The following is an 18,011-nucleotide window of genomic DNA, read 5'->3' as shown; positions in this document are numbered from 1 at the left end:
CGGGTCAGGCGATCCGGGGCGTGTTGTCCAGCAGCGTGCGCGTGTACTCCTGCTGCGGCTGCTCCATGACCCGCACCACCGGGCCCGACTCCACGAGGCGGCCGGCGGACAGGATGTCGACGCGCGCCGCGATGGAGCGCACGAGCGCGAGGTTGTGGGTGACGAACAGCATCGCGATGCCGTGCCGGGTGCGCAGCCCTTCCAGCAGCTCGACGATGGCGCCCTGCACCGAGACGTCGAGCGCCGAGGTGATCTCGTCGCAGACCAGCACGTCCGGCTCGGCCGCCAGCGCGCGGGCGATGGCGACGCGCTGGCGCTCGCCGCCGGAGAGCCGGTCGGTGCGCAGCGCCATCGTCGCCGGGGCCAGCGCCACGGAGTCGAGCAGCTCGGCCACCCGGTCGGTGGCCTGGCGCCCGCGGGCGATGCCGAACAGCTCCATCGGCCGCCGCACGAGCTGCTCCACGGTCTGGCGCGGGTTCAGCGACAGGTACGGGTTCTGGAAGATGTACTGGATCCGCTTGCGGTCGCTCAGGGTGCGGCGGCGCGCGGAGCGGGCCAGCTCGTGCCCGTCGAGGACGACGGAGCCGGTCCACTGCCGGTGCAGGCCTCCGACGGCGCGGGAGATCGTCGTCTTGCCGCTGCCGGACTCCCCGACGAGCGCCACGCACTCGCCGCGGGCCAGGTCGAACGAGACGTCGTGCACCACCCGGGTGCGCCCGTAGCTCACGCTGAGGCCGTCGACGGCGAGGACGACGTCGCGCTCGGCGTCGGGGTCGGCGTCGGGCACGCGGCCCGTGTCGAGGTCCCAGGGGCCGAGGGCGTCGGTGCGCAGGCACCGGGCCCAGTGGCCGGTGCCGATCGTCACGGGCGCGGGGTCGGTCGTCGCGCAGGCGTCGGTGGCGAAGGCGCACCGGTCGTGGAACCGGCAGCCGCTCGGGCGGCGGCCCGGCTGCGGGGTCTGCCCGGGGATGCCGGAGAGCGAGCGCGCCTGGCCGACGTGCGGGATCGCGTCGAGCAGCGCCCGCGTGTACGGGTGCGTGGGGCGGGCGAAGACCTCGGCGCGGGGCCCGAGCTCGACGATGCGCCCCGCGTACATGACGGCGACCCGGTCGGCGATGGTGCCGATGACCGCCAGGTCGTGGGTGACGTACAGGGCGGCGACGCCGTGCGCCTCGCAGAGCCGCTCCATGGTCTCGAGCACGAGCGTCTGCGTGGTGACGTCGAGGCCGGTGGTGGGCTCGTCCAGCACGAGCACCTTCGGCCGGGGCAGGAACGCCATCGCGAGGGCGACGCGCTGCACCTGGCCCCCGGAGAGCTGGTGCGGGTAGCGGGCGAGGAACGCGTCGTCGTCGGGCAGCCCGACCTCGGCGAGGCCGGCGCGGGCCCGCTCCAGGCGGCCGGCGGGGGTGTCGATGCCGCGCAGCTCCAGCAGCTCGACGATCTGCCGCCCGATGCGGATGCTCGGGTTGAGCGCCGACGCGGGGTCCTGCGGCATGTAGGCGACGTGCTCGCCGCGCAGCATCCGCACCTCGTCCTCGGGCAGGCCGAGGACGTCGTGCCCGTCGACGACGACCTCGCCGGCGTCGATGGCGGCGCCTGTGCGGGCGTGCCCCAGCAGGGCGGTCCCGATGGTGGTCTTGCCGGAACCGGACTCGCCGACGAGGCCCACGACCTCGCCGGGGCGCAGCGTGAGGTCGATCCCGTCGACGACGTCGACGCCCTGCGCGCCGTCGCCGGTGAGCGCGACCCGCAGGCCGCGCACCGTGCACACGGCGCCGTCGTCGGCGGTCACCGTGGGGTCCAGGGGGACGGTGGCGCTCATCGGTCGCCTCCCTTCGAGGTGAGCTGGGAGATGCCGTCGGCCGCGAGGTTGGTGCCGACCGCGAAGATGCCGATCATCAGCACGGGCGCGAGCACCCCCCAGGGCTGGACGAGCAGGGCCAGCCGGTTCTCGTTGATCATCTGGCCCCAGTCGGCGGCGCCGGGGTCGGTCGCGAACCCGAGGAACGCGATGCCGGCGACCATGCCGATGGAGTAGGTGAGCCGCAGGCCGGCCTCGGCGAGGAGCGGACCGCTCATGTTGGGCAGCACCTCGCGCACCACGATCCGCAGCCGGGACTCGCCGAGGGCCTCGGCGGCGGTGACGAAGTCGCGCCGGGTGAGGCCGAGCGCCACGCCGCGCGCCACCCGGGCGACGCGGGGCGCGTGCGAGATGCCCACGAGCAGCACGATCATCCACGACGTCGGCTGCGCCACCGTGGACAGCACGAGCAGCGTGAGCAGGATCTGCGGGAACGCGAGGACGGCGTCGTTGAGCCGCATCACGACCTCGTCGAACCAGCCGCCGGCGTAGGCGGCGAGGATGCCGACGAGCACGCCGAGCACGAGCCCGACGACCGTCGCGGCCAGGGCGACGACGAGGACGGAGCGGCCGCCGTACAGCAGCCGGGACAGCACGTCCTGGCCGAGGTAGTCGGTGCCGAGCACGCCGGCGTCGCTGTACGGGTCGCCGGTGATCTGGTTCTCGCCGTAGGGGGCGAGCCAGGGGCCCACGACGGCGACCAGCACGACGAACGCGGTGATGGCGGCGCCGACGGCGAGGCGCGGCTGGCGCAGGAACCGGGCGGCGGACGGCGCCGGAGCGGTGGTGTCGAGGGCAGTCATGAGCTGATCGCCGTCCTCTCTCGGGGCGTGCACAGGATGGACAGCACGTCGGCGACGAGGTTCACCACCACGTAGACGGCGGCGACGATCATCGCGAGCGCCTGCACCATGGGGACGTCGCTGTTGCGGACGCTGTCGACGAGGCTCGCGCCGATGCCGGGGTAGGAGAACAGGTACTCCACGAGCACGATGCCGCTGGCGAGCCAGGCGAGCTGCAGGCCGATCACCTGGATGCCGGGCACGACGGCGTTGCGCAGCGCGTGGCGGCGCAGCACCACCCGCTCGGGCACGCCCTTGAGACGGGCCAGGTCGACGTAGTCGCTGTCGAGCACGTCGAGCAGCGTCGAGCGCATGATCCGCACCACGTACGGCGCGACGACGAGCACGAGGGTGGCGACGGGCAGGATCATCGACGCCGGCTGCGTCCACGGTGCCGTGCCGCCCGCGCTGATGGTGACGGCCGGCAGGGCGTGGAAGACGACGGTGGAGAAGACGGAGACGAGCACGATGCCGACGACGAACTCGGGCAGCCCGGCGAGGGTGAGCACGACGAGCTGGATGCCGTGGTCGAGGCGCTTGTCCCGGTGGCGGGCGCTGACCAGCGCGACGCCGAACGAGACGGGGACGATGACGACGGCGGCGATCAGCACGAGCACGCCGCTGTTGACGACGCGGTCGCCGATGAGCTCGCCCACGGGCAGGCCGTTGGCGACCGAGGTGCCGGGGTCGCCGGTGAGCAGGCCGCCGAGCCAGTGCCAGTAGCGGTCCCACAGGGACTCGTCGAGGTGCAGCTGCTCGCGGATCTGCTCGGCGCGGCCCAGGTTGGTGGCGGCCTCCTTGCCGAGGATCGCCTTGACGGGGTCGCCGAGCGCGGCGGTGGCCACGAAGACGAGCACGGAGACGAGCCACAGCGTGAGGGCGGCCAGCCCCAGGCGCCGGGCGGCCCACAGGGTCCAGGCGAGGGCGGGGCCGCGCCGTCGGGGGGCACCGGCCGTGGTGGCGGGGGCGTCCGGCGTGGTGCCGGGCGCCGCCGGGTCGGGGGTGGTGGTCCGGGTCGTGGTCATGTCAGGCGGCCCCCTCGACGAACGACACGCGGTGGAACTTGTAGCCCCCGCTGGGCAGGTAGCGGTCGGGCTCGAAGCCCTGGACGAGGTTCGAGTACCCGTCGACCTGCTTCTTGAAGCCCCAGACGACGAGGCCGCCGCGCTCGTGCTCGATCTCCTGGCAGCGGTGCAGCAGCTCGCCGCGCCGGGTCTCGTCGACCGTGCGGGTGGCCTCGCCGAAGAGCTGCTGGAACTCGGCGTCGTCGAAGTGGGTCTCGTTGTACGGCGACGAGGGCAGGGCGCACGCGGCCACCTGCGGCACGTAGTTGCGGGTGACCCAGAAGTCCTGGGCGAACGGCCACTGCAGGTACTGCTCGCCGTAGAACGTGTTGGGGTCGGCCTTGTTCAGACGGACGTCGATCCCCGCCTGGCGCGCCTGGTCGACGAACAGGTTCGCGGCCTCGACACCGCCGGCACCCACCGCGGTGGAGGTGACGAGCTCGACCTGCAGGTCCTCGTGGCCGGCCTGCTTGAGCAGGGACCTCGCCTTGTCGAGGTCCTGGTCGCGCTGGGGGATGTCGTCGGCGTAGGCCGGGTCGAACGGCGAGTAGAGGTCGTTGCCCACGAAGCCGTAGCCGCCGAGCGCCTGGTCGATCATCTGCTGACGGTCGACGACGAGGCGCATCGCCTCGCGGACCCGTGCGTCGGAGAACGGCTCGGCGTCGACGCGCATCGTGAACGGGATCCAGGCGCCCGTCTCGGAGACGAGGGCGGACGCGCCCTGCTCGGCGACGGCGTCGACGAGGTAGGTGGGCAGGTTGTCGATGCTCTGCACCTGGCCGGCGAGCAGCGCGTTGACCTTGGCGGCGTCGTCGGCGAAGTCGTAGACGACGAGCTCGTCCACCCAGGCGGCGTCGCCCCAGTAGTCGTCGAACCGCTGGAACCGGCTGAGCTGGCCGGGCGTGAACGTGTCGGCCCGGAACGCGCCGGTGCCCACGGGGTTGGCGACGTCGAAGTCGGTCGGGACGATGCCGGTGGTGTACTCGGCGAGCAGCTGGTCGAACACGGAGTAGGGCTGCTTCAGCGCGAGGCGTACCGTGTGGTCGTCGAGCGCCCGGGAGTTCTTGATGTCCAGGATCTCGGTGAGCGCGCCGGCCGCACCCGACTCGGGGTCGGTGATGCGGCCCATGGTGAACAGGACGTCCTCGGCCGTCATCGTCTTGCCGTGGTGGAAGACGACGTCACGGCGCAGCTCGATCGTCCAGGACGTGGCGTCCTTGTTCGGGACGACCGCCGTCGCCAGGGCCGGCGTGAGCTGGTACGCGGAGTCCCAGAACAGCAGCGGCTCGTAGAGGTTGTTCACCCGGGCGATGTCCGGTGTGGTGACGGGAAAGTGCGGGTCGAGGGTGTCCGACAGTCCGCCGCCGGTGGCGCCGTGGCTGAGGGTTCCGCCTCGTGTGCGCGGTGCTGCGGCGTCGGGCTTGCGGGGCACCGTTCCGCACCCGGCGAGCGCGCCGGCGCTGACGGCGCCGGCGGCCGCGATCGCCGCCAGTCGGAGCATGTCGCGCCGCGACACACCGCGGCCACCCGGACCGAGTCCGTTGTAGATTGTTCTCTCCTTGTTCGCATTGCGAGCATGATGTTGAGCGATGTGAACATAGGGTGGCCGGTTGTCAGAGTCAAACCGGCCTGCGATCCAGGCAAGCGAAAGCAAAGGACGGTGCGGATTGAGCACAGAGGAGCTCGGCGACGCCGAGCAGGGGGGACGTCGGAGCGGGCGGGTGCAGTCCGTCGACCGCGCGGTGGCGCTGCTGCGCGCCGTCGCGCGGGCCCGCCGGCCGGGGGACGCGACCGTGGCCGCCCTGGCCGCGACGTGCGGGCTGAACAGGGCCACCGCCTGGCGCATCCTCACGACGCTGGAGGCCGAGAGCGTCGTCGCGTGCGACCGGCGCACGGGCCAGTGGCAGATCGGCGTCGGCCTCGTCGAGCTCGCCGGCGTGGCCAGCGTCGACACCCTCGTCGGCTCCGCGCGCCCCGTGCTGGAACGCCTGTCGCTGCAGACGGGGGAGACGGCGGCGCTCGCCGTGTTCCGCGCCGACAAGCTCACCTACGTGGACGAGGTCGCCCCGACGTCCGTCGTCGCCGCGTCCTGGAAGGGCCGCACGGTGCCCGTGCACGCGACGTCCACCGGCAAGGCGCTCCTCGCGTTCCTGCCCGCCGAGTCCGCACGGCACCTCATCACCGGGCGGCTCAAGCGGTACACGGAGACGACGATCACCGACCGGCACGCCCTCGACGTCGAGCTCGACGAGACCCGGCGCCGAGGCTTCGGCGTCTGCCGGGGCGAGTACGAGGCCTCCGCCTACGGCGTATCCGCGCCCGTGCTGGACAACCACGGGCACCCGCTCGCGCTCGTCAGCGTCTGGGGCCCCGGCAGCCGGCTCACCGAGGAGCGCTTCGACGCCCTCGGCGAGATCGCGCGCGACGCCGCCGAGTCCGTCGCCCGGCCGCGCAGCGCTCTGCGGTAGCGGCCGGGTCGTCACGACCGCGGGACGGAGTCCCGGCGTCTTTTCGTTGACACGATAAAGGAATAGGTGCCAGGGTGGGGTGCGTGCAGCGCAGCGCGGACGCCCCCACCCTCGGATCGCTCGGGCCCTCGGCCCGGGCGGTGGTCCGGACGCTGCTGCTGGCCGGGCCGCTGTCGAGGGCGGAGCTCGCGCGGCGCCTGGAGCGATCCCCGGCGAGCATCACCAAGATCACGCAGCCTCTGGTCGCCGACGGTCTGATCAGCGAGGACACCGCACCTCCCGGCGAGAGCCGCGGACGCCCCGGCGCGCCGCTGGTGCTGGACGCCGCCCTCCACCTCTTCCTCGGGGTCAAGGTCACCGCGGACGAGGTCTACGCGGTCCGCGCGGACGCCTCCGGGCGGGTGGAGGCGTCCGCCCACCGCCCTCTCGTCGACGTCGGGCAGGCGACCGTCGTCCGCGAGATAATTGAACTAGTCAACGAATTGACGCCGGCCCCTGGGTCGATCCAGGCGCTCGGCGTCGGGCTGGCCGGGCAGATGTCCCGCTTCGACCGCACCGTCCGCGCGAACGCCTACCTCGGCTGGGACCGGGTGCCGCTGGCCGAGATCCTCGAACGGGCCACCGGCATCCCCACCGTCCTCAGCGAGGACGCCCGGGCGCTCACCGCCGGGGTCCAGTGGTCCGGTCCGGGCCGCGGCATGCGCGACTTCGCCGTCCTGACCGTCGGTGTCGGGGTGGGGCTGGGTGTCGTCATCGAGGACCGGGTCCTCGCGGGCCCGACCGGCAAGGTGGGCCGCATCGGGCACACCCGCGTCTCGGACTCCGGCCCCCTGTGCTCCCAGGGGCACCGCGGCTGCGCCTCGGCCTTCCTCACCACGCGGTCCGTCACCCAGGGCATCGGTGTCCCGCACGGCCGGTCCGACGTCGACCTGGACGCCGCGATCGAGCTCGCGGACGCCGGCGACGAGGTCGCGCTGCGCGTCTTCGACGACGCCGGCCACGCCCTCGGCGTGCTGATCGCCCAGCTCGTGAACATGCTCGGGCTGCCCGCGGTGATCCTGGCGGGCGACGGGCTCGGCATGCTCGCCCACGCCCGCACCGGCATGGAGGCCGCGATCGCCGAGCACCTGGACCCGAACGCCACCGCGCCCGAGGTGGTGGCCTTCACCTCCGGCTTCGACGAGTGGGCGCGCGGCGCGGCCGTGGTGGCCTGCCAGTGGATGCTCGTCGACCCGCCCCGCAGCGACCCCGACCCGGCATGACCCGCCACCTCAGGAGGAACCCGATGTCCGCACTGCCCCTCGACCCCACCGCTCCCCTCGCCGAGGACGCCGGCTCGGTGAGCATCGGCATCGTCGGCGCCGGTCAGTTCTCACGGAGCTTCGCGACGCTCTGGGACCTGCACCCGAACGTCGACCGGATCACCATCACCGACCTGGTGCCGGAGCGCGCCAAGGTGCTCGCGGACCGCTACGAGCGCGCCACCGTCGTCGACAGCTTCGAGGAGATGCTCGACTCCGACGTCGACGCCGTGGCGATCTTCACCCAGCGGTGGACCCACGCGCCGCTGGTGCTGGCCGCGCTGGACGCCGGCAAGCACGTCTACTCGGCGGTGCCGATGGCGACCGAGCTCACCGACATCGAGGCGATCATCGCCGCCGTCGAGCGCACCGGGCTCACCTACATGATGGGCGAGACGAGCTACTACAACCCGGCCACCGTCTACATCCGGCAGAAGGTGCGCGAGGGCGCGCTCGGCCAGGTCTTCTACGCCGAGGGCGACTACGTCCACGACATGGACCTCGGCTTCTACGCCGCGTACCAGTACAGCGGCGGCGAGAACTGGAAGGCCACCGCCAGCTACCCGCCCATGCTCTACCCGACCCACGCGATCGGCGGGGTCCTCGGCGCGCTGCCGACCCGTGCCGTCAGCGTGAGCTGCATCGGCGTGGAGGACCAGCGCGGGGATGGCGTCTTCGACCGGGAGATCAGCCAGTTCGGGAACAGCTTCTCCAACGCCACCGCGCTGTTCGAGCTCGCCGACGGCGGAGCCATGCGCACCAACGAGATGCGCCGGGTGGGGTACCCGTCGCACATCCGCGAGTCGCGGTTCCGGTTCTTCGGCACCGAGGCCAGCTTCGAGCAGCTCGCCCACCAGAGCGTGTGGAACGACAAGGAGACCTCCACGGACGTCTCCGCCGACTTCGTCCCGGTCCGCAGCACGACCGACGAGGCCGACCTCGCCGACGTCGACCCGGCGCTGCGGGAGGCGTTCACCTCCGGCTCGGCGCCGGTCCACGACCGGTCCCGGCTGCCCGCCGCGTACGCCGGGGCGCCGAACGGCCACGAGGGGTCGCACCACTTCCTCGCCGACGACTTCGTGCGCGGCGTGATCACCGGGGAGCACCCGCCGGTCGACGCCTGGCGGTCCGCGCTGTTCACGGCCCCCGGCATCGTCGCGCACGCGTCGGCCCTGGCCGGCGGCGAGCGCATGCCGATCCCCGACTTCGGGAGCCGCCCCGCGCACGACTGAGCGCTATCCGCCCTTGCGTCGTCTCCTGGCAGGGGACGTCAGGGGACGCACGTCGATCACGCCCGGCACGGAGGCGGTCGTGGCACGGCCGGTGCGGGCGAAGTCGGCCCAGATGCCGCGGACCCGGCGGCCGGCGGCGTCGACCTCGTCCCAGGTGGCGCCGTCCACCAGCGGGAACGGCCGCCACGCCTCACGGGTGCCGAGCAGCAGCGGCAGGTCCACGGTGTGCGCGCCGGCGAACGGGTTCGCCGTCGGACCCCACCGCACCACGTACCGGGCCGCGTGGCCGCCGGCGTCGCGGTGGCGGCGGGCGAACCGGGCCGCCGGCCCGCCGTAGACCCGTCGCGTGAGGGCCGCGACCGCGGCCCGGCGCACCAGGGCCCCGGCCACCGGCACGCGGGCGGCGCGCTCCAGCGCGGGGACGGCGGGCAGGAAGAGCGCGGCCTCCCGGTCCGTGTTCCCGACCAGCAGGTCCACGCGCGGGGCGGCCCGCCGCCAGGCGGCGTCGATCTCGCCCTCGCTCGGCAGCGGGGCGTGGCCGTACTGGGTGCCGAACGGCATCGCGCCGCGCAGCCCGAACCGCCGTGCCCGCGCCGCCACGCGCGCCTGGGCGTCCACCACCGTGGCGGTCGGGGCATCGACGGGGAGCCGGGCGGCCTCGGCCGCCATCGCCGCGCTCATCGCCGCCCGGTGCCGCGAGATGCCCAGGGGCGCGCTCTGCACGATCGCGCGCCGGAACAGGCCCTCAGCGCCGTCCGCGACCATGAGGTGCGCCACCGCGTCGCCGCCCGCCGACTGCCCGAACAGGGTGACGTTGCCCGGGTCGCCGCCGAACGCCGCGATGTTGCGCCGTACCCAACGCAGCGCCTCCAGCTGGTCCAGCAGCCCGAGGTTCGCCGGCACCCCCGCGCGGGACAGATAGCCGAACAGGCCCAGGCGGTACGTCACGGAGACCACGACCACCCGCTGCTCGGTCACGAGGGCCGCCGGGTCGTAGATCGCCGCGTCGCCGGCGCCCGTGGTGTACGACCCGCCGTGGATCCACACCATGACCGGCACCAGCCTGTCGCGGGTGCCGCCGTCCGCGTCGGCCGGAGCCGTCACGGACAGGCGCAGGCAGTCCTCGTCGTGCGGCAGGTCGCCCAGCACCGGCCCGAACACCGGGTCCCAGGGCTGCGGGCAGGCGGGGGAGGGGCGAGCGGCGTCCACGGTCGGGGCGGGCGGTTCGGCCACGGGCGCCCCGAACCGCGGGGCGCGGGCGTATCGGATCCCCGACGCCCGCAGCACCGCGCCGTCGCGCCGGCCCACGACCGTACCGGCGTCGCAGGTCCAGCGCGGCCGGCCGTCGTGCGCGCCGCTCACAGGCGGTCGGAGAGCGCCGTCAGCGTGGTGGTGGTGCCCGCATCGACCTTGACGGTCGCGAGCGGGTCGCCGCGGGTCTCGCCGCGGTTGACGATGACGACGGTCTTGCCGGCCTTGGCGGCGTGCCGCACGAACCGCAGCCCGCTCATCACCGTCAGCGACGACCCCGCGACCAGCAAGGCGTCCGCGTCGTCCACCATCGTGAAGGCGCGGCGCACCCGCTCGCGGGGCACGTTCTCGCCGAAGTAGACGATCTCCGGCTTGAGCACGCCGCCGCAGAACTCGCAGTCCGCCGGCACGAAGTGGCCGGTGGACTCGATGACGGCGTCCGCGTCCGGGGCGGTCTCGATGTCGGCGACGGTGGCGCCGTCGGTCAGCACGGACTCCACGAAGCCGGGGTTGAGGGCGTCGAGCCGCTCCGCCAGGTGAGCGCGCGAGACGACGCGCGAGCACTGCAGGCAGATCACCCGGTCGTACCGCCCGTGCAGGTCGATGACGTGCCGCGAGCCGGCGTCCTCGTGCAGCAGGTCGACGTTCTGCGTGATGACACCCCGCACGACGCCGCGGTCCTCCAGCGCCGCCAGCGCGCGGTGGCCCGCGTTCGGCTCCGTGCGGTGCACCACCTGCCAGCCCACGTGGTTGCGGGCCCAGTAGTGCCGGCGGAACGCCTCGTCCGCGACGAACTGCTGGTACGTCATCGGCGCGCGCGGCGGCGAGTCCGGGCTGCGGTAGTCGGGGATGCCGGAGTCCGTCGACACGCCCGCGCCCGTCAGCGCGGTGATCGTCGCCCCGGTGAGCTCGCGGACGGCGTCGTCGACCGTCCCGTGATGCACGACGGCGTCCGGCGGCAGCTCCCAGCGGCGGTCCTGGTAGGTGGGGGCCAGCGGGCGGGCGACGGGTTGCACGCTTCCGAGCGTACGACGACGTCGCCCCGCCCTCGCGGTCAGGCCGCGCCGTCGTCGCCGGCGCCCTGCGGCACCTGGCCCCCGCCGCCGGGCATCCCCATGCCGCCCTCGGCGGCCTCGCCGGCGGTCGCGGTGCCGACCTGCTCCCCGTCGGCCGTCAGCGTGTAGGTGTCGCCGGAGGTGATCTCCGACCCGCTGAGGACGACGGACTGCGCCGACTTGCTGAGCGTGATGGACGCGACGGCGGTGCCGTCGGCGTCGACCACCGCGACCTCCGTCCCCGCCTCCAGGGTCGTGTCGGCCGTGAGCGCGACCCAGCCCTGCGCGGAGTCCGCGTCGGGGGACTCCGCCATCCCGGACGCCCCGACCGCGAGCAGCGACCCGCCCGAGACGTCGAGGCCGCCCGCGGAGTCGAGCGCCCCGTTGCCCCCGTTCGTCGGTCCCTCGATCACGATGTCGCCGCCGCTGACCACCGTGACGCCGTTGGAGTCCAGGCCGTCGCCGTCCGCGTCCACGTGCAGCGTGCCGCCCGTGATCGTCAGGGACGCGCCCTCCTCGACGCCCATGCCGCCTCCGGCACCGCCGCCCTGAGGCGCGCCCTCGGGCATCTCGCCGTCCGCGGGCGGGCCGCCCTGGGGCATCTCGTCGTCCGCGGGCGCCTGCCCGTCGACCGGTGCCTGCCCGTCAGCCGTGCCGGTCCCGTCGCTGTCGGCCGAGGCTCCAGGGTCGGTGTTCGTGCCGGCCTCCGTGCTCGAGTCCGTGGTCGACGAGTCCTCCGCCTCCTTGACGGTGGCGTTGAGGCCGTCGTCGGTGGACGTGACGTCCACGTCGCCGCCGGACTGGACGATGGTCGCGGCCTCGATGCCCTCCTCGGAACCGGTCACCTCCAGCGTCCCGTCCGCGACCACGACGTCGGTGAAGCCCTGCACGCCGTCGGACCCGGCCTGCACCGTGACGTCGCCGTCGGTGAGCGCGACGTACCCGGCCGTCGCGTCGTCGTCGGCGTCGGACTTCAGCCCGTCGCCTCCGGCGTCCACGTCCACGGTCCCGCCGGTGACCACCAGGTAGTCCTTGCCCCGGACCGCGTCGTCCGCCGCGGTGACGGTGATGGTCCCGCCCGCGATCACGAGGCCGTCCTTGCCGGTGATGCCGTCGTTCGCGTTCCCGACGACCTCCAGCGCGCCGTCGCCGGAGATCGCCATGTCCGCCGTCGAGTACAGGGCGGCGTTCGCGGCGTTGTCCTCGTCGCTCTCGGCGTACTCGGTCGCGTCCTCCAGCCGGTTGCTCGAGCCGTCCGCGAGCACGACGGACACCTGGTCGGCGTCCCGCACGTCGACGGCGGCGCCGGTCGAGCTGGTGATGTCCGCGCCGTCGAGCACGAGGCGCACCACGCCGTCGTCCGCGGAGTCCACGACGACCTGGCCGTCGTCGAGCGTGCCGGAGATCCGGTACGTGCCGGGCTGCGTGACGGTCACCGTGGACCCGTCGACGGTGACGCCGTCGCCGTCGGCGCTCGCGGTGTCGCCGTCCAGGGAGACCGCGACCTCGTCGTCGGCGTCCCACGTCTCGTCGGCGAGCGCCGCGGTCTCGTCGGGGGAGACGTTGTCGGCGAGCACCTCGTCGGCGGTCAGGCCGGAGTTGTCGGCGGTGACGACGGCGGTCCCCGCGCCGTCGTCGGACGCCGCGGTGGCCGACGAGCCGGCGTCGCAGGCGGCGACGGCGCCGAGGGTCAGCGTGCCGGCGGCCGCCAGTGCGACGGCACGGCTCCGGACGGTGCGGGGTCGGGGGATGCGCATGGGGTGTCCTCTCGATGCTGCTGCGGTGGGGAGGACCAGTGCACACGTCCCCGATGGGGTCCGAGTGGGTACCGCCTCGACGTCGTCTGGGAAACCTGTGCACCGGCCACCAGGACGCTCACCGCTCGCCGCTCGCCGCGCGCCGCGCGCCGCTCGCCGCGCGCCGCTCGCCGCTCGCCGCGCGCCGCTCGCCGCGCGCCGCTCGCCGCTCGCCGCGCGCCGCTCGCCGCGCGCCGCGCGTCCTCGCCCGCGAGCTGCGAGCGGTCGCTGTCGGAGAGACGGTGGTGGCATCGGTGAAGCAGTCCGCCGTCACTCTCTCGTCAGAGAGGAGGCCGGGATGGTGAGCCAGACCGTCGCCGACTGCATGACCCCGGCGCCGACGTCCGTCGACGCCTCCGACACCGTCCGCAGCGCCGCCGCGGCGATGGTCGCGGGAGACTTCGGCGCGATCATCGTCACGGGTGACGGCCGCACGCGCGGCATCGTGACCGACCGCGACCTCGTCGTCCGCGGGCTCGCGGACGGCCGGGGCCCCGACGAGCCGGTCGGGTCCCTGGTCAGCGAGCAGGTGATCGCCGTCGGCCCGGGCGACCCGGTCGAGACCGCCGCCCAGGTGATGCGGGACGCCGCCGTGCGCCGCGTCCCGGTGCTCGACGGGGAGGTCGTGGTCGGCATCGTGTCGATCGGTGACCTCGCGGTCGAGCGAGACCCCTCGTCCGCGCTCGCGGACATCTCGCAGGCCCCGCCGGACGGCTGAGCACTCCGGACGCACGGCGGCCCCCGGGCGTCGCCCGGGGGCCGCCGTCTCTCAGCAGGTCTCAGCCGGTCGCGGCCGGGTCGGTCTCCGGCTCGGGCGCGACCTCGGGATGCGCCAGGAACTCCTCCACGCTCGCCCGGCGGTGACCGTCGTCGCTGGTGCGCCGGGCCAGCTCGATCAGCCGCTGCGCGAGCACCCGTACCGGTACGTTCGTGTCGTTCGAGCGCTGCCGGAGCACGGCGAACGCCTCGTCGTCGTCCACGCCCCGCAGCAGCGAGACCACCGCCTTCGCCTGCTCGATGTCACGCCGGCTCTGCGCCGCGGCGCGGATGGACGCGTCCGCCCGCTCGTCCGCGAAGCGGCGCACGCTGCCGGTCAGGTCGAGCACGTAGCCGGCCAGCTCCGCGACCTCGCCCGCGTCGTCGCGCCGACCCTCCCCGACGATGGAGACCACGTGGTGGCCGCCGTGCGCGTCGAGGATGCGGTGCACGCTGGCGAAGGGCTCTCCTGTGCGGCGGGCGTCCTCGAGCACGTGGCGCACCCTCTCGCGGTCCTCGGGATGCTTGTGCGCGAGGACCATCGCCGTCGTGGGGACCACCTCGCCGGGGGCGAAGCCGTGGATGCGGTACGTCTCGTCCGACCACCACCACTCCTCGGTCGCGAGGTCGACGCGGTACCGCCCGACGGGCGTGGCGTCGCCGAGCGCGAGCACGTGCTCGAGCCGGGTCTCGTGCAGGGGACCGACCATGGGAATCAACCTCCGGTAGGTGCCTGGTCTCGCACCATCGCACGTCGGACGCCGTCGCGCCACCGTCGCGGTGGCCGGCGTGGAGGTGCCGGGCTACGGTGGGGGATTCCGGGAGTCCAGCACGTGGCCCCGGCCCCCGCGGACGGGAGGAACCCCGATGACCGCGACAGTTTCCCAGCATCGTCCTCAGGTGACGGCGGACGACCTCGCCGCCGCCTTCGCCGGCGGGCCCCGCCTGCTCACCGGTCAGTACCGGGTGGACCTCGAGACCGAGCGGTGGTGGTGGTCCGACGAGGTGTACCTGCTGCACGGGTACGAGCCCGGGGCGGTCGAGCCGGGCCTGGACGTCATCCGTGAGCGCCAGCACCCCGACGAGCGCGACCGCACGCTGCGGGACGCGAAGCGCACCGTGGCGACCGGCGGACCGTTCGCCGGCGCCCACCGCATCGTCGACGCCGCCGGACGGTGCCGCACTCTCCTCGTCACGGGGCAGCCGCGCCTGCCCCGCGACGACCAGGCCGGCGACCGGCACACCGAGATCGTCGGCTACGTCGTCGACGTCACCCCCGTGCAGCGCGAGGCGCTCGACCGCGAGGCCCGGCACGCCGTCGACAGCGCGTTCGTGTCCGCCGCGGACATCGAGCGTGCCAAGGGTGTGCTGATGGCCACCCACGGCGTCGACGTCGACACCGCCGAGCACCTGCTCGCGGAGGCCGCCGGCGCCACCGGGGCAGGGCTGCGCGACACCGCCGCCCAGGTGATGGAACGGCTCGTCGGCGACGGCGGGCTCGGGCGCACCGCCGAGGACCACCTGCGCCGCGCGCTCGACGCCGTCGAACCGCGCAGGCGCCCCCACGGGAACGACGCGCAGCTCGCCCGCCGTCGCCCCGCCGCGTGAACCCCGACCGGAGGGAGACCACGATGAGCAGCACGCAGGACCGGCCCCGCGAGTTCCCGCCGCAGCAGCAGGAACCGCCCGGCGTCACCGGCGCGATGACGCCCCCACCGGACCACGGCGAGCAGTCCTACCGCGGCTCCGGCCGCATGGAGGGGCTGCGCGCGCTGATCACCGGCGGCGACTCCGGCATCGGGCGGGCGACGGCGATCGCCTTCGCCCGCGAGGGCGCCGACGTCGCCATCGGCTACCTGCCCGACGAGGAGGACGACGCGCAGGAGACCGCGCGCTGGGTCCGCGAGGCCGGACGCACCGCCGTCCTCCTGCCGGGCGACGTCACGGACGAGGAGACGGCGCGCGCCCTGCCCGGCCGGGCCGCCGACGAGCTCGGCGGGCTCGACGTCCTCGTCAACAACGCCGGGTTCCAGATGGCGCGGCGCGAGGCGTTCGAAGACGTCACGACCGACGAGATCGACCGCGTGCTCAAGACGAACCTGTACGCCCTGCTGTGGATCACGCAGGCGGCTCTGCCGCACCTGAGCGAGGGCGCGAGCATCGTCAACAACTCGTCGATCCAGGCGTACCAGCCGTCCACGTCGCTCCTCGACTACGCGTCCACCAAGGCGGCGATCAACAACTTCACCGTGAACCTCGCCGCCGAGCTGGGCCCGCGCGGCATCCGCGTGAACGCCGTCGCCCCCGGCCCCATCTGGACGCCGCTGCAGCCCGCCACCCAGCCCGAGAGCAAGGTGCAGTCCTTCGGGCAGGACACCCCGCTCGGACGCGCCGGGCAGCCCGCCGAGGTGGCCCCCGCGTTCGTCTACCTCTCCTCGCCGGGCGACGCGAGCTACGTCTCCGGCACCGTGCTGGGCGTCACCGGCGGCAAGCCGGTGTTCTGACCGCGGGGCGCCGGCGGCTCAGCGCGCGGCGCGGTCGAGCTGCAGGTAGTCGAGGTTCCAGTTCTGGTACGCGTCGTCGGGCAGGCTCACGCGGACCGTGTGCCGACCCTCCGTGAGGTGCTCGACGACCCCGCTGGCCTGCAGCTCCTGCTTGTCGTGGCTCGTGGTGCTGCGCACGGCCACCCGCTCGCTCGCGGGGCCGCCGTCGAACGACACCGTGTACGTGCCGGCAGGCGTGTACGGGGAGGAGACGCGGGCGGACAGCTCGTACCGGCCCGTGCGCGGCACGTCGACCTCGTACGTGAGCCACTCGCCGCCGCGCATCCAGGACACGCGCACGTTGCCGTCGGCGTCAGAGATGTCGACGTCCTCACCGGGGCGCATGTCCAGGTTGCCGCGGTTGCCCGCGTCGACGTCGCGGTAGGCGACGCCGGCCCCGCCCGGCGCGAAATCCTCCGCCTGCACCCGGACACTGCCGCGGGGGAGCGGGTCGCCCTCGCCGGTGCGCAGCCAGTGCTCGAGCTTCTCGACGTCGTCGGTCTGGATCATCGACGCGCGGAAGGTCGTGACGAGGGACTCCCAGCCGCGGCTCGGGTCGATCAGCGAGGCCTCGTCGGTCAGGTGGTCCGCGAGCCCGTCCCACATCGAGTTGATCCACACCCTGGACTCGCCGGCCAGGCGCTCCAGGAACGGCGCGCGGGCGACGGCGTCCTGCTCCGAGCCGAACACGACCTCGTAGCCCACGGGCTGGTCGTCGCCGAACTCGTCGAACGCCGTGAGGTTGTCGTCGCTGATCATGTGCAGGTAGACGGCGTCGGGGTGCGCCTCGCGGAACGCCCGCACCTCCGCCACCGGGGCGTCCGACTTGAACAGCCCGTTGCGCACCGTGCCCGTGCCGACCAGCACGTCCCAGATCTTCTCGCGCGCCGGCCAGCCCTTGTCGAGGTTCACCAGGCCGCGGTCCGCCGCGACCTCCATGGCTTCAGCCAGCGTCGGCACGCGCTCGTCGGTCAACGCCGTCTGCGCCCCGCCCAGCCCCTCCTTGAGACGCAGCTCCTTGATCTCGGCGAGGGTGAACGACGAGACCGGCCCGCTGCCGTCGGTCGTCCGGTCCACCGTCGTGTCGTGCATGAGCACCGGGACACCGTCCGCCGTGAGGCGCACGTCGAGCTCGACGATCTCCGCCCCGTCGTCGAACGCCGCCGTGATCGCCGGCAGCGAGTTCTCCGGCGCGTCCCGCCACTGGCCGCGGTGCGCCGCCGTGAGGATCTTCGCCCTGTCCGAGTGGTCCAGCAGGTCCCGGTACGCGCGCTCCGCGTCCGTGCGTCCGCCGTGCCCCGGGCCGCCGTACCGTGCGGCGGGCGACGCGTCGGCGTGCGCCGTCGTGGACGGCGTCGTCGCGGGTGCCGACGACATCGCCGCGGTCGTGCCGATCGTCGCGGCCGCCGTCAGCGCGACGACGAGAGCGGACAGGGACGTGCGCCGGAGCCGGGGGAAGATCATGGCCGGGACGCTAGAGGCCGCGGGGTACCCGCCGTGCGTCCGCCGGGCGACGGGCGGATGAAGCCTCGGCGAACACGTCCGCCCGGGCCGCCGTCACCCGCCCCGTCGGCGCGATTTCGACTCTGCGGCGATGATCCGATATCCTCGACCGGCCGGTTCGTCCGGCGTAGGTAGCGTGTCCGAGCGGCCTAAGGAGCACGCCTCGAAAGCGTGTGAGGTTCATAGCCTCCGTGGGTTCAAATCCCACCGCTACCGCACTTGTGATGTCTCAGGACATCGGGATGGCCCGGACCCACGTTCGTGGGTTCGGGCCATTGTGGGTTAGCGGCCAAAATGTGTGTCCGTCTCGGGCGTGTCGATGTCATCGGTGGGAGTGTC

The 18,011-nt window shown here is 73.9% G+C and carries 15 protein-coding genes and 1 tRNA gene; 7 read left to right on the top strand and 9 right to left on the bottom strand.

Features of this window, described 5'->3' with window-relative positions; genetic code table 11:
- Positions 1-4 precede the first annotated feature (4 nt).
- From EYB28_RS18835 to EYB28_RS18820, 4 genes are read right to left on the bottom strand one after another with little or no spacing between them, the layout of a single operon-like run.
- Positions 5-1,822, bottom strand: a complete 1,818-nt coding sequence (locus EYB28_RS18835; RefSeq protein WP_166851139.1) for an ABC transporter ATP-binding protein — start codon at positions 1,820-1,822, stop codon at positions 5-7.
- A complete protein-coding gene (locus EYB28_RS18830) occupies positions 1,819-2,664 on the bottom strand; it encodes an ABC transporter permease (protein WP_166851136.1) in 846 nt (281 codons plus the stop codon). The genes EYB28_RS18835 and EYB28_RS18830 overlap by 4 nt, the downstream gene beginning before the upstream one ends.
- Complete coding sequence (locus EYB28_RS18825) at positions 2,661-3,728, bottom strand: ABC transporter permease (protein WP_166851134.1); 1,068 nt, start codon at positions 3,726-3,728, stop codon at positions 2,661-2,663. The genes EYB28_RS18830 and EYB28_RS18825 overlap by 4 nt, the downstream gene beginning before the upstream one ends.
- Position 3,729: 1 nt before the next feature.
- Positions 3,730-5,268, bottom strand: coding sequence for an ABC transporter substrate-binding protein (locus EYB28_RS18820; RefSeq protein ID WP_166851132.1), 1,539 nt, complete (start codon positions 5,266-5,268; stop codon positions 3,730-3,732).
- Positions 5,269-5,434: 166 nt separating this feature from the next.
- Between EYB28_RS18820 and EYB28_RS18815 the strand changes: the two genes are divergently transcribed.
- From EYB28_RS18815 to EYB28_RS18805, 3 genes are all read left to right on the top strand, one after another.
- The gene (locus EYB28_RS18815) at positions 5,435-6,235 is read left to right on the top strand and encodes an IclR family transcriptional regulator (protein ID WP_166851130.1); all 801 of its coding nucleotides are present in this window, start codon (positions 5,435-5,437) and stop codon (positions 6,233-6,235) included.
- Between the two features lie 83 nt (positions 6,236-6,318).
- Positions 6,319-7,497 (top strand): ROK family transcriptional regulator, encoded by a 1,179-nt coding sequence (locus EYB28_RS18810; RefSeq protein WP_166851128.1) that lies wholly within the window; start codon positions 6,319-6,321, stop codon positions 7,495-7,497.
- Between the two features lie 23 nt (positions 7,498-7,520).
- Positions 7,521-8,768: a Gfo/Idh/MocA family protein gene (locus tag EYB28_RS18805; RefSeq protein ID WP_166851126.1), complete on the top strand. Its 1,248-nt coding sequence runs from the start codon at positions 7,521-7,523 to the stop codon at positions 8,766-8,768.
- 3 nt (positions 8,769-8,771) lie between these two features.
- Here EYB28_RS18805 and EYB28_RS18800 read toward each other — a convergent pair whose 3' ends face one another.
- The 3 genes from EYB28_RS18800 to EYB28_RS18790 all read right to left on the bottom strand — a co-directional run bounded on the left by EYB28_RS18800 (position 8,772) and on the right by EYB28_RS18790 (position 12,831).
- Positions 8,772-10,130 carry a carboxylesterase family protein gene (locus EYB28_RS18800; protein WP_166851124.1) on the bottom strand — a complete coding sequence of 453 codons (1,359 nt, stop codon included), beginning with the start codon at positions 10,128-10,130 and terminating at the stop codon, positions 8,772-8,774.
- The gene (locus tag EYB28_RS18795) at positions 10,127-10,963 is read right to left on the bottom strand and encodes a Sir2 family NAD-dependent protein deacetylase (protein ID WP_240930769.1); all 837 of its coding nucleotides are present in this window, start codon (positions 10,961-10,963) and stop codon (positions 10,127-10,129) included. The genes EYB28_RS18800 and EYB28_RS18795 overlap by 4 nt, the downstream gene beginning before the upstream one ends.
- A gap of 110 nt (positions 10,964-11,073) precedes the next feature.
- Positions 11,074-12,831 carry a carbohydrate-binding domain-containing protein gene (locus EYB28_RS18790; RefSeq protein WP_166851120.1) on the bottom strand — a complete coding sequence of 586 codons (1,758 nt, stop codon included), beginning with the start codon at positions 12,829-12,831 and terminating at the stop codon, positions 11,074-11,076.
- A gap of 337 nt (positions 12,832-13,168) precedes the next feature.
- Between EYB28_RS18790 and EYB28_RS18785 the strand changes: the two genes are divergently transcribed.
- Positions 13,169-13,588, top strand: coding sequence for a CBS domain-containing protein (locus tag EYB28_RS18785; protein WP_166851118.1), 420 nt, complete (start codon positions 13,169-13,171; stop codon positions 13,586-13,588).
- A gap of 61 nt (positions 13,589-13,649) precedes the next feature.
- Here EYB28_RS18785 and EYB28_RS18780 read toward each other — a convergent pair whose 3' ends face one another.
- Entirely contained in the window at positions 13,650-14,336 is a 687-nt protein-coding gene (locus EYB28_RS18780) for a PAS and ANTAR domain-containing protein (RefSeq protein ID WP_166851116.1), read from the bottom strand.
- Positions 14,337-14,526: 190 nt separating this feature from the next.
- Between EYB28_RS18780 and EYB28_RS18775 the strand changes: the two genes are divergently transcribed.
- Both EYB28_RS18775 and EYB28_RS18770 read left to right on the top strand, forming a co-directional pair.
- On the top strand, positions 14,527-15,234 hold the full coding sequence (locus EYB28_RS18775) for a PAS domain-containing protein (protein WP_166851114.1): 708 nt from the start codon (positions 14,527-14,529) through the stop codon (positions 15,232-15,234).
- Between the two features lie 23 nt (positions 15,235-15,257).
- The gene (locus tag EYB28_RS18770; protein WP_166851112.1) at positions 15,258-16,130 is read left to right on the top strand and encodes an SDR family oxidoreductase; all 873 of its coding nucleotides are present in this window, start codon (positions 15,258-15,260) and stop codon (positions 16,128-16,130) included.
- 18 nt (positions 16,131-16,148) lie between these two features.
- On the opposite strand, the gene EYB28_RS18765 is transcribed toward EYB28_RS18770, so the two are convergent.
- On the bottom strand, positions 16,149-17,633 hold the full coding sequence (locus EYB28_RS18765; protein ID WP_240930656.1) for a glycerophosphodiester phosphodiesterase family protein: 1,485 nt from the start codon (positions 17,631-17,633) through the stop codon (positions 16,149-16,151).
- A 169-nt stretch (positions 17,634-17,802) separates the two neighbouring features.
- On the opposite strand from EYB28_RS18765, the gene EYB28_RS18760 reads away from it, so the two are divergent.
- Positions 17,803-17,888, top strand: a tRNA-Ser gene (locus EYB28_RS18760).
- The last annotated feature ends 123 nt before the right edge of the window (positions 17,889-18,011 follow it).

Source organism: Isoptericola sp. BMS4 (genome assembly GCF_011634835.1).
In the GTDB taxonomy this organism is placed as follows: domain Bacteria; phylum Actinomycetota; class Actinomycetes; order Actinomycetales; family Cellulomonadaceae; genus Isoptericola.
This window is presented reverse-complemented; position numbering and strand designations above follow the sequence as displayed.

What these genes read in the sequence shown, in the direction of transcription:
- EYB28_RS18765 (WP_240930656.1), bottom strand. Translation starts at nt 17,633, where the DNA reads ATGATCTTCCCCCGGCTCCGGCGCACGTCCCTGTCCGCTCTCGTCGTC.
- EYB28_RS18805 (WP_166851126.1), top strand. Translation starts at nt 7,521, where the DNA reads ATGTCCGCACTGCCCCTCGACCCCACCGCTCCCCTCGCCGAGGACGCC.
- EYB28_RS18825 (WP_166851134.1), bottom strand. Translation starts at nt 3,728, where the DNA reads ATGACCACGACCCGGACCACCACCCCCGACCCGGCGGCGCCCGGCACC.
- EYB28_RS18790 (WP_166851120.1), bottom strand. Translation starts at nt 12,831, where the DNA reads ATGCGCATCCCCCGACCCCGCACCGTCCGGAGCCGTGCCGTCGCACTG.
- EYB28_RS18780 (WP_166851116.1), bottom strand. Translation starts at nt 14,336, where the DNA reads ATGGTCGGTCCCCTGCACGAGACCCGGCTCGAGCACGTGCTCGCGCTC.
- EYB28_RS18785 (WP_166851118.1), top strand. Translation starts at nt 13,169, where the DNA reads ATGGTGAGCCAGACCGTCGCCGACTGCATGACCCCGGCGCCGACGTCC.
- EYB28_RS18835 (WP_166851139.1), bottom strand. Translation starts at nt 1,822, where the DNA reads ATGAGCGCCACCGTCCCCCTGGACCCCACGGTGACCGCCGACGACGGC.
- EYB28_RS18770 (WP_166851112.1), top strand. Translation starts at nt 15,258, where the DNA reads ATGAGCAGCACGCAGGACCGGCCCCGCGAGTTCCCGCCGCAGCAGCAG.
- EYB28_RS18820 (WP_166851132.1), bottom strand. Translation starts at nt 5,268, where the DNA reads ATGCTCCGACTGGCGGCGATCGCGGCCGCCGGCGCCGTCAGCGCCGGC.
- EYB28_RS18830 (WP_166851136.1), bottom strand. Translation starts at nt 2,664, where the DNA reads ATGACTGCCCTCGACACCACCGCTCCGGCGCCGTCCGCCGCCCGGTTC.